General features: G+C 32.3%; 12 protein-coding genes. All 12 read right to left on the bottom strand.

Annotated features, from left to right (window positions below):
- Positions 1-14 precede the first annotated feature (14 nt).
- The 12 genes from dhaL to BG261_RS07875 all read right to left on the bottom strand — a co-directional run bounded on the left by dhaL (position 15) and on the right by BG261_RS07875 (position 11,593).
- Positions 15-611, bottom strand: coding sequence for a dihydroxyacetone kinase subunit DhaL (gene dhaL, locus BG261_RS07820; RefSeq protein ID WP_070792796.1), 597 nt, complete (start codon positions 609-611; stop codon positions 15-17).
- A gap of 11 nt (positions 612-622) precedes the next feature.
- A complete protein-coding gene (dhaK, locus tag BG261_RS07825; RefSeq protein WP_070792797.1) occupies positions 623-1,609 on the bottom strand; it encodes a dihydroxyacetone kinase subunit DhaK in 987 nt (328 codons plus the stop codon).
- A 5-nt stretch (positions 1,610-1,614) separates the two neighbouring features.
- Positions 1,615-1,998, bottom strand: coding sequence for a dihydroxyacetone kinase phosphoryl donor subunit DhaM (gene dhaM / locus BG261_RS07830; protein WP_070792798.1), 384 nt, complete (start codon positions 1,996-1,998; stop codon positions 1,615-1,617).
- Positions 1,999-2,097: 99 nt separating this feature from the next.
- Positions 2,098-2,883: an ABC transporter permease gene (locus tag BG261_RS07835; RefSeq protein WP_070792799.1), complete on the bottom strand. Its 786-nt coding sequence runs from the start codon at positions 2,881-2,883 to the stop codon at positions 2,098-2,100.
- Between the two features lies 1 nt (position 2,884).
- Positions 2,885-3,712, bottom strand: coding sequence for an ABC transporter permease (locus BG261_RS07840; RefSeq protein ID WP_233278914.1), 828 nt, complete (start codon positions 3,710-3,712; stop codon positions 2,885-2,887).
- Entirely contained in the window at positions 3,705-4,703 is a 999-nt protein-coding gene (locus tag BG261_RS07845) for an ABC transporter ATP-binding protein (protein WP_070792800.1), read from the bottom strand. Before BG261_RS07845 ends, BG261_RS07840 begins: the two co-directional genes overlap by 8 nt.
- A 128-nt stretch (positions 4,704-4,831) precedes the next feature.
- Entirely contained in the window at positions 4,832-5,980 is a 1,149-nt protein-coding gene (locus tag BG261_RS07850) for a glycerate kinase (protein WP_099098649.1), read from the bottom strand.
- An 11-nt stretch (positions 5,981-5,991) separates the two neighbouring features.
- Positions 5,992-6,390 (bottom strand): HIRAN domain-containing protein, encoded by a 399-nt coding sequence (locus tag BG261_RS07855; RefSeq protein ID WP_233278915.1) that lies wholly within the window; start codon positions 6,388-6,390, stop codon positions 5,992-5,994.
- A 20-nt stretch (positions 6,391-6,410) separates the two neighbouring features.
- Positions 6,411-6,770 (bottom strand): hypothetical protein, encoded by a 360-nt coding sequence (locus BG261_RS07860; RefSeq protein WP_070792802.1) that lies wholly within the window; start codon positions 6,768-6,770, stop codon positions 6,411-6,413.
- Positions 6,755-7,192 carry a hypothetical protein gene (locus BG261_RS07865; RefSeq protein ID WP_070792803.1) on the bottom strand — a complete coding sequence of 146 codons (438 nt, stop codon included), beginning with the start codon at positions 7,190-7,192 and terminating at the stop codon, positions 6,755-6,757. The genes BG261_RS07860 and BG261_RS07865 overlap by 16 nt, the downstream gene beginning before the upstream one ends.
- 21 nt (positions 7,193-7,213) lie before the next feature.
- On the bottom strand, positions 7,214-10,378 hold the full coding sequence (locus BG261_RS07870) for an AAA family ATPase (RefSeq protein ID WP_070792804.1): 3,165 nt from the start codon (positions 10,376-10,378) through the stop codon (positions 7,214-7,216).
- Positions 10,379-10,381: 3 nt separating this feature from the next.
- Positions 10,382-11,593, bottom strand: coding sequence for a metallophosphoesterase family protein (locus BG261_RS07875; RefSeq protein WP_070792805.1), 1,212 nt, complete (start codon positions 11,591-11,593; stop codon positions 10,382-10,384).
- Between the last annotated feature and the right edge of the window lie 23 nt (positions 11,594-11,616).

Here is an 11,616-nt window from a genome sequence, read left to right on the forward strand (position 1 = left end):
GTTATATGTTTAAACTAGATGTAATTTAACAAAGTTTCAAATAAGTAAGAACTTGAGGTTGCTCCTGGATCAATATGTCCAATTGCTCTTTCACCAACATATGATGCACGTCCTTTTTTTGCAACTAAATCTTTAGTAGCATTTTTTGCATTTTCAATAATTTCATCATTAAAATTTTCATCTTTAATTGATGATACAACTGGAATCCATACGTCTAGCATTGTCTTATCACCAAAGTCTGCTTTCCCTCTAGTAGATATACCTATCTGTCCTTGTTCAATAACTTTTGATAATTCTTCATAGCTTGAAATAACATCAATTCCAACAGTCGCTTTAGTCATATTCATAAACGCTGTTCCATATAAAGGACCACTTGCTCCACCTACTTTTGAAATTAAAGCCATAGCCAAAATTTTAAAAGTATCACTAATTGTATTAGGTTGCTTATCTTCTATAGATTTTTTGTACTCTGTCATTCCACGAGACATATTATTTCCATGATCACCATCACCAATCGGGGTATCAAGAAGACTTAAGTAATCTTTATTATCTTCGATTTTTTTTGCAAAGTCATCAAGCCAAGCCTGGACTTCTACTACAGTAATATTCATTTTTCTCCAATCTACCAAGAAATAGTTGTAACTTGACTCTCTAGGTTTCCAAGCCATTCAGATTTATCTGTTAAATCAATAGTTGTAAGACTTAAGCCTTGCATTTCTATAGAAGTCATAAAATTCCCTACTTTTGTAAAAATAACCTTAATTCCCTTTTGATCAAGTAAATCTAAAACGTCGTTCATGAAGATAAACTGTTCCATTAATGGTGTTCCACCCATTCCATTTACAAGAACTCCAACTTCTTTTGTTTCTGATCCATAACTAGCAAGAATTTTATCAACTAACTCTGAGGCAAGAACTTTCGATGGTTGAAGTTTTTCTTTACGATAGCCAGGTTCTCCATGGATACCTACACCATATTCAATCTCATCATCAGCAAGATCAAATCCTTCTTTACCAACTTCAGGAACTGTAGCTCCTTTTAATGCAATACCTATACTTCTTAGTGATGATACCACATCATTTCCGATTTCTAATAATTGGTCAAGATTTTTTCCTTGTCGAGCATAATTACCTAAAATCTTATGAACTAAAATCGTACCAGCAACACCACGTTTACCTGCTGTATACAAACTATTTTCAACAGCAATATCATCATCAACAACCAAAATTTCAGCTCTTATATCTTCCATCTCTGCCATATCTTTAGCCATCTCAAAATTTAAAATATCTCCAGTGTAATTTTTGACTATTAATAATACTCCTTGGCCATTATTTGTACTTTGAATCGCCGTTAAAATTTGATCCGGAGTCGGAGATGTAAAGACATCACCTAAAACTGCTGCCGAAAGCATACCGTCACCGACAAATCCAGCATGTGCTGGCTCATGACCACTGCCTCCCCCTGAAACTAATGATACTTGATTAAACAGTTTATTTTCTTTTATAACTCTAGAATCATCAACTCTTTCAACAAGATTTCCATAACTCCTGACAATCCCTGAAAGCATTTCTTCAACAACATTTGATGGGTCATTAATTATCTTTTTCATTCTCTCTATTTCGCCTTTCTTGCTTCATCAATAATTTGATTAATATCATCAGTTACTCCAGCAGTAATTGCTCCTACAAAAGCTCCCTCTACCAATGGTGCATCAATATTATGATATCTTAATTGTTGACTTTCATCTAAAAAATCCATAGCCATATCTGCGCTTAATACTGCACTTCCTATATCAGAAAAAATAAAGAATTCGACATCTTCAGCTGACTGATTAATATGATCGACAACCAATAATGGTTCGGAACCTAGTCCGCCATCTGATGTTCCTCCAAGAGATACAACTTCAACGTCTTCATTTTGTTGCATGTCATCTATCATCTCTTTTAGCCCATCAGTAATTTTTCTACTGTGCGAAAGTAATATAATACTTTTTTTCATTTCTCCCCCCCTTTTTTGAAAGCGTTTACTATATTGATATTATAATCTTATTTCCCATAAAAAACTAGTAAAAAATTACTAAGAATTAACCTAGTAATTTTATGAACCTGCACTTTCATAAACTGAAAGTCCCTTATTCCAGATTAAAAGTGAAATGATAAATAAAATTATGGAAACAATAATCAAACCTTCAATATTAAACATGACATTTTGCCCTGTGAGAAAGAAACTTGCCGGATAAAAGGCAGTGAATGCAAAAGGTATTATAAAGCTAATTATCGTGCGAATAAGGGTGTTATAAATATTAACAGGGTATTTTGCAAAATCATTGAAAAGATAAAAGAAATACATGATGCTGCCTGCCTGTTTGCTCCAAAATGCCATACTTGAAGCAATTATTTTTAGGCTGGTATAAATCATTGTTGCAAATGGAATGGCTATAATAAAGAGAATAACTTTTGTTGGTGTCCATGTTATAGTACCGACTGTGCTTGCGAGGAGACCTATACCGACTATCAATTCGCCCAAGGCATCTACTTGAAAGGTCTCGATGATTACATGGATGAGTGGATTGATTGGTCTCGTCATATATTTATCAAACTCACCTTTCCATACTAATCTTTGACCTACTGCCCATAAATTATCAGAAAATAAATGGTCAAGGCCTTTGGGTATTAGTGAAAATCCATAAATGAAAACAATTTGTTGTAAAGTCCAGCCCTCAAGAGTTGGAATCTTGCTGAAAATAACGTTTAAAAATAAAATATTTAAAGCTTGAGTCAAAACTACTCCTAGAACACCTACTATAAAATCAACACGATATTCCATCAATTGTTTGAGATATTGCTTAATAAATATTTTTTCTAATCTTAATATTCTCTTCATCCTATCCCCCTTGTACAACCAAACGGTTGATAACAAATTTCCATATGATTTTAGACAAAATATAAAAGAAAATAATCCAAACTATCTGAATCAAAAGTGCTTTAATTAATTGTTCTGTATTATATTTACCAAGATAAATCATTACTGGAGTATAGATTAATGATGAAAAAGGAAGTATTGTAAATAAATTTTTAATAGCTGTTGGAAAAAATGATAAAGGTATTAAGACCCCTGACATGAAACTAATTATTGAAGACTTTAACAAATTTGCACCCCATAAACTTTGAAGTACAAAAGCTGTGTATCCAAAACATACATTGAAGAAAAAATTCAACAAGTATGATAAAACCAAACTCACTAGAAAGAGAATTAAATTCATGATATTAAAAGGTAAAGTATTTGGATTTATAATTTGAAAAATACAAAGTCCTCCTAGAATTGGAAGGGCTGAAACTGAAACTTGAATAAGTTTAGAACCTATTTCATCAAATAAGTAAGTACCAATAAATGAAATAGGCTTGAGGAGTCTAACAGCAATTGACCCTTCTTTTATTTCTTCACCAATATTACCGCTAACATATGTGCTGATAAATACACTTGCAAATGCACTTAAGAAGACATAGAGACTCATCTCTTGAACAGTGAAATTACCTAATTTTGTTTCAGTAGAAGAACGATATATCGCTTGCCACAAGTAATAAGATACTAAGGCCCCACAGATATCAGCCATCCTATAGATAAGAAAATTCATCCGGTAAGCAACACTTCTTTGGATACCAGCATTTATAAAAAGACAATATTTAGAAAAATTTTCTAGAATATTAGGCATCTTTCAGCTCCTTCCTATAAAAACGACGGATTATATCTTCAATATCTGCCTCTTTGATTGATACATCTGATACTGAAACATTATTTAATGTATATTGCAAAATTTCAGAAGCTGAATTCTTTGAAGCATCGAAGCGAACTTTTATATTTTTATCCTCTTGTTCAAGCAAAACATCAAAAAAATCTTCCTCATAGTGAAGCTTTTCTAAATCTTCTAATTGATTAAGCTTGAAGGTAATTTCATGGATATTCCCAAATTTTTCTTTTAACTCTTCAGCACTTCCATCAAAAATTTCTTTCCCTTTATCAATCATAAATATTCTGCTACATAATTGCTCGATATCATTTAAATCGTGGGTAGTTAAAATTATGGTTGTCTTCTCTTCTTGATTAATTTTTTTGATAGCATTACGAATCCTATCTTTTACATCCACGTCCAAACCAATAGTTGGTTCATCAAGAAATAAAACTTTAGGATTATGTAGAAGACTGGCTGCAATATCTGCTCTCATCCTTTGACCAAGGGACAGTGTACGCACAGGATCCTTAATAAATTCATTTAAGTCCAGAACATCATTCAAAAAATTCATTCTCTTAACAAAATCTTCTTGGGGAACCTCATAAATTTCCTTCAAAACTTTATAGGTATCCTCAAGAGGTAAGTCCCACCATAGTTGAGTTCTTTGACCAAATACAACACCAATATCCTTTACATAGGACTGCCTATCTTTTTGTGGATTTTTACCATTAATTTCAATAAAGCCCGATGTCGGTGTTAGTATTCCGGTCAACATTTTTATAGTAGTTGACTTACCAGCTCCATTTGCTCCAATAAAACCAAAAATCTCCCCTTCAGGAATCTCAAAAGATAGATCCTTAACAGCTTCAAAAGTTTCATATTCAGGTTTGAATAATGCTTTAAATGAACCTGAAAGACCACCTCCCTTTTTTACTTTCTTAAAATCCTTCTCTAAATGACTTACTGTGATCATAAAATCTCCCATATTAATTTTATAAAAAAACGCTTTCAAAGCTAAAATCATTATAGTACGGATTAATGCGAATTACAATATGTAATTTAAAAAATTACTAAGAATTAACCTAGTAATTTTGTTTATGCTCAGTATTTTTCATTTATCTTTATTAATCTACTTACGTTCCCACTGGCTATTCTCAAATTTTCTTTTCCCTTTAAAAGAGCATTTTCAAGTGATTCAGCTTTGGTCAAAATTCCAAAGATTGCAGTTATTCCTTCTTGATAAAGAACTTCTAAATCTTCTCCAACATAACCTGCAAAAGCAATGACCGGTTTATTATATTTTTTTGCAATCTTTGCCACACCTGAAGGAACTTTGCCAAATGCTGTTTGAGAATCAATACCTCCTTCACCTGTAAAAATATAGTCTGCTTGTGAAATATGTTCTTCAAGTTCATTTTGTTCACTAACTATCTGAAAGCCAGAAATAATTTTTGCATTTGTAAATGCTAATAAACCTGCGCCAAGTCCACCTGCTGCTCCTGAACCTTGCATATATTCAATATTAATCTTTAAATCACGCGCAATGACTTTTGCAAAATGATGAAGATTAGAATCTAGTTCAACCACCATTTCTTCAGTCGCACCTTTTTGTCGACCAAAAACATTACTCGCACCATTTAAACCAGTTAGTGGATTTGTCACATCAGATGCAACAACAATTTCAACTTCTCTTAATCTTGGATGTGAATTCTCACAATCAATACTTTTTAGTAGATTAAGATTCCCACCACCAAAAGGAATTTCATTTCCATGTTTATCTAATAATCTGTATCCAAGAGCTTGTGCCATACCTGCACCACCATCGTTTGTAGCACTTCCTCCTATACAAATAATGATTTTTTCTACTCCCTTATCAAGTGCATACTTAATCAACTGACCAGTTCCATATGTACTTGTTACAAGTGGATTCCTTTTTTCGATAGGAAGTAACTCAAGACCATTTACCAGTGCCATCTCAATTATTGCCGTTTTACCTTGTTCAATTAGTCCATAGTGACTACTTACTAAAGTGTTTGGCAATGGACCCATAACTTGCTCGTGAATTTTCTGGTCATCCTGGGAATTCATGAGGCAATCAAGAGTTCCTTCCCCACCATCTGCCATCGGAATTTGAATAATTTCAGCTCCAGGATAAATTTTTCGGATTCCTTCAGCCATACTTTGACAAGCAACGCGTGCTGTCATTGACTCTTTGAAAGAATCTGGTGCAAGAACAAATTTTGTCATAATCGCTCCTAGTTCTATTCTTTTAAGTAGATTTTAATATAAATTTTAAGCCAATTTCCTACTAGTTCCTTATCTTCAACTTTCCCAAATAATTTTTTTCCTGCATCCATCAAACGAGAGAAAACTACATTATCAGCCTTAGGAACATAACCAATTTTTTCTCCTGTTTTTAACTTAATCATAATCGCCTTGTTATCATATGGGTTGTCAATTTCTCTAAAAAAATTTAATTCTGTTTCAAAATTAATCTTGTCATTCAAGTCTAGTATTTCTTCAATGTAACTAGTTCCTGCAATGTGAGACTCAAAAAGAAAAATATCCCTTTCATACGGTTGTGGTAAATCAATTTCGAAATCAGGATGAACCAAAGAAACCAATTCACCATTATTTATTTTACTTAATTCATTCATCATTTTCTGACCTTAATAGTTCTTCAACTTTTTTTCTTATAATAATTACAAAGTCCTTGATAATATGCCAATAAATCATTTAATTTCTCATGATAAGCATCCATCTTATCTTCATCTAGCATTAGATCATTAAGATTATAAGGGTACATAGATTTTATATGTGAAATCTTATCTTTTTCATCAGCAATCATCATATTTAAGGCAAATCTTTCGTCCTCTAACTCTTCCAAGCTTGATTTAGAATAATTTATGTTATTAAATAAATCTGTTGTCTGAAAAATAATTTCTAATCGTTTTAAATCACCGTCCCGATAAGCACTTACGGCTGCTTCATATAGATTGAGCTGACTTGCAGTAATATCGGGATTCAAATCTGGATGCAATTTTTTACAATTTTTCTATACAAGGATTTCATATATTTAACTTCATCATCCGATAATCGTTCAAGTGAACTGTACTCGATTGCTTCACTCAATTTTTTTAATTGTTTTTCAAGACTTTTTTTATATCTTTCATATTCTTTATCTAAAATATCTTCAATCTTTGCTAAATTTATTTTTTCTTGACGATTAACATACTTCTGAACTAAATCTAATTTTCTTTTTAACCTTCTACTTTCAATATCTTTAGATTGTACTTTGTAAAGAAGATTCCCAAACTCCAATAAATAAGCAGTTTCAATATTTCTACACTCAATAAATTGCAAGTTATCAACTTCAAAATATAAGTTAGAAAGTACTTCTCTTAATTCTTGAATATCTTTTATCAGTCTTTCGAATATCTCAGATTTAATCAATTCATTCATACTATCTCCAAATTTTAATAACTAATTCCTATCAATCATCGAAATTGTACTACTGCCATCTCCACTTTTTGAAATGATAAGTTGTTGTGCTATCCGTTCTTTCATATCTTCAACGTGACTGATTACTCCAACCATACGATTTTCACCAATTTGTTCGAGAGCCGTCATAGCCTTTTCGAGCGTCTCCTTATCAAGCGAACCAAATCCTTCGTCAACAAACAAGGCATCAATAACAATCCCATTGGTTGTGTTTTGAACTATTTCTGATAGCGACAATGCAATTGAAAGAGCCGCAATAAAGGTTTCCCCACCAGATAAAGTTTTAGTTGAACGAGTAGTCCCAGTTGTAAAATCAAAAACATCGATATCAAGTCCTGAATCTGAGCGCTTACCGTCACGTTGAGCATTGCTAAGTACAAACTGATAGCGACCATTAGTCAGCTTTCCAATATAACGCTTGTTGGCTTGGTCTAAAACCTGATTTAAATATTCCTGAACTACATATGTCTCAAGCTTGAGTTTATCACCAGTCTTACCTTTGACTACACTATTTAAGTCACTCAACTCTTGGAAAGTTTTTAGATGTACACCTTGCTTTTCAGTAATTTTCTTAATTTCTTCAAGTGTTGCCTTAGATTGATTGTACTTAGTTTCAGCCTTAGTGAATTCTTGACTAGCATTATCGTACTTAGCTTGACTCTGCTCGTATTTTTCAACAAAGTAATCTAAATCAGGAATTTCCTTATCAGACAGAAATTCTAAAAGCTTTTCTCTTCTCTCAGTTAAGGTACGTTCACGCTCCTTATAGGTGTTTATAAAGGCAATAGATTGTCCATAAACCTCTGTCTCAGAAATCCATTCTCTCAAAATATTTTCATCACTTGTTAGAGCACTAGGAGCATATAATTTTTCCTTAACCTTTGCATAAGCCAAATCATTTATATCTTGATTTTCCTTTAGATGCAATTCATTAGATTCAACAATAACTTTTAAAGATCTAACCTCACTCTGTAAATTAGCAAATCTCCCTTGCAACTCTTCCTTCTTACTTGAATAATCCCTAATTTTCTTGCTTGTGATCTCAATTTTATCCGTATAGTAAGATATATCCTTTAATTCTGGATATTTGGCATTGATGATAGATAGCTTTCCTACTGCTGAATCTTTCAATGCCACTTTTGTATCTATCTCATTTTGCAAATTTAAAAGAACATGCTCTGCGTTCGTTATTTCATTAGTTAACTCAGTCAAAGCTAGAATTTGTTTTTCAAAAAACGATTTTAACTCATCTACTGAATTTTTAAATTCTATTAAAGCTTGATTAACCAGACTTTCATCATAGATACTTGGAAACTCATCAAAAAGATTTTTTATTTCATCATAATTATTATTAATATCAGTTTTTTTATTATCAATTTCAAATTGAATTTCATTTTTTCTTGTATCATTTTGATATAGAGATTCTTCCTGATTTTTCAAATCTTGTTCCAAACTTCCAACTTGCTGTTGCAAGGCTTCAACTTTTTCCATTGAATTTTTAAGTTCTAATTCATTTGCCTGAACGTCATCATGCTTATGAGCAAAAGGATGTTCAAGCGAGCCACAGACAAGACATTCTTGTCCGTCAACTAACTCTTCCCTAAGTTGCGCCACCATCAACTCACGACGATTTTCTTTAACACTTTCAAGCTCACTTAAATAATCCTTATATCTTTGCCTATCTGATTCAAGTTTCTTTTTAGATTCAGCTTGTTCATCATTTAAAGATATAATTCTTTTTTCTAAGGTAGAAACTTCTTTTAAAAGCGGAGCTATATTTTTATCAATTATAAATTTAGCCTTATCATAAGCAGCCACATTTTTTGTAACTTCTTCTTGTGAAATGGCTTCTGTTTCAAGTTCATTCTTATCTTTTTTCTTTGCTTCTAACAGCTCTGATTTAGAATTCTTTTGAACTTCATAATCTTTTAATTCATTTGAATAAGATGTAATCTCACTCTCATAAGCTATAACTTGGTTTGCAGTGTTTCTAAGTTCTTTCCATTTATCAAGATTTTCTTCAAAAAGCTTAATCTCTGATTCATGTGATAAATGTTCTTTAAGTTCATCCTCTAAAAGATGAGCATTTTTCTCTGTTTCGCCCAACTTGTCTTTATTAGATTCAAGTAATTTTCCATATTTATCAATTTCATTTTGACTATGGTCTAAATCCCTAATTGTCTCTCTAATGTCAGCTACAAAGTCCTGCTGATTCTTTTTATCTATATAGTATTTATATTTATCTTTTTGATTAGTAATTTCATTTTCAAAATTTATATTTACAGTATTCAACTCTTGAAAGTTCTCAGATAATTGTTTAGCTTTATCTAACTCTATTTGTGTTGATTTCAAATCATCCTTGGCTTGTCCCCTTAACTTATCACTACTATCAGCTTTCTCTTTATAGTTTGATACAAATTTTTCTGCAAGCTCTATTTTATAGCTCTCATCTGTCTGTCGAAACTCTAGTCTTTCTTCTTCTGACCATATTTGGCTATCATAATGACCAGATAGTTGATTGGAAAATTTTTCATTTTCTACTCTTGATTGTCTATATTTATCTTCAACTCTGTTTGCAAAATCTTCAAACAGACGAGTTCCAAAAATATTTTTCAAAATCGGTAATTTATCAGCTGTGTTAGAAATCAAAAATTTCCTAAATTCATTTTGAGGTAAAAGAATTATCTGTTTAAATTGTTCAGCATTCAACTGTAAAAGTGAATTTACTTCAGTTGCAACATCAACTGGCTTAGAAGCTAAAACCTCGAGTTCAACCCCACCGATTTCATCAACAATAGCAAAATGAGCTTCGGCTTTTTGTAAAGTTGACTTTTTACCACGCGCAGCCTTACGCTCTTGAACGGGTACTCGCTCTATCCTATAAAGTTGACTTCCATGCCTGAAATAAAAGACAATTTTTGTCAATTCATCTTCGAGTGTTGCAAATGTTGACCTTGTTTCTTCAGGTTTACGTTCCCCTGTTGTTACATTAAAAAGCGCCATAGTCATAGCATCAAAAATAGTACTCTTTCCTGCACCAGTATCTCCACTGATAAGAAATACGGGAGCTTGGTCTAGGTCTTCAAAGTTTATTACTTCCTTACGGTAAGGGCCAAAATTGGTTAATTCTAATTGTACTGGCTTCACTATTTAACGCTCCTTTCTAATATCAATGAGGATATCTTCAATCACCTTCTCCTGAAAGTCAGATGGTTTCTGTCCAGTCATTTCCTCATAAAAATTATTGATAGTAACTTCTGGTGCAGTTTGTCCTACACTGGTAGGCTTATTTTGACTTTGATTCTTAATATCTTGATATCTTTCTTCAAAACTTAATTCTACGATATCTGTTCCATAAATATCTTCCAGTCTTGCTCTGATATTTATACCTTCCATGGCTTTTCTATCATAATCCTTCAATTGAATACTGTACCATGCATTTTGTCCAGAATATTTCTTATAAAAATCTTTTGAAGTTAAAGTCTCAAAATCTTCATTAAGAACATAAAAAGGCTTTTCAACTTTCAAATTAATGAACTTCTTATTAATTTTTCCATCAGTATCATCTACAATATAAATTCCTTTTTGTGTTGAGAGTTTGGCTTCCTTACTGTTGAAAATAACAGGACTTCCACTATAAACTACACTTTCAGATGGACTAGCCTCATGAGTGTGAATATGCCCTAGTGCAACATAATCGAAGTCTTTGAAAATATCATGAGTCAAAGTTGCAAGACCTCCAACTGTTGAAGATGTCTCCGAAAGCATTAATTGTTTTAACTCATCGTCTGATTCTTCTCCTTTTTTACTAACAGCAAAGTGAGTCACTAAAACATGTTTCTTTCCTTCAACAAAGTTATCTCTGATATCAGATACTATTCTCATTACTGCATCTGATATTTTAGTATATGATTTTACAAGTTCATCATCCTCACCGACAACGTTCTTGTAATAAACACGAGCATCAGATGGGTCAATGAAGGGTAAAAGGAAATACTGTGTATCTTCAGTTTCAATAGGCTTCATAGCTTCTTCTATGTTTGTTGAAAGATAAAAATTAGAGTCAGCAAAAAAATCTCGACCAAAATTCAAGCGCTTTGCTCCATCATGATTTCCTGAAATAGCATAAACTGGAATTTTTTCATTTATAACTAAGTCTGTAAGCATCTCATTAAAAGTAGTGACTGCTTCAACTGACGGAATTGAACGATCATATAAATCACCTGCAATAATTAAAGCATCAACATTCTCATTTTTTGCTATTTCTTTAATTTGCTCAAAAGCATACTTTTGTTCTTCAAGTAAGGAAAAACCATTAATTGTTCTTCCAATATGCCAGTCAGCTGTATGTAAAAATTTCATATAAATCCCTTTCAAATGATTCG

It is taken from the genome of Floricoccus tropicus (assembly GCF_001832905.1).
GTDB classification, from domain to species: Bacteria; Bacillota; Bacilli; order Lactobacillales; family Streptococcaceae; genus Floricoccus; species Floricoccus tropicus.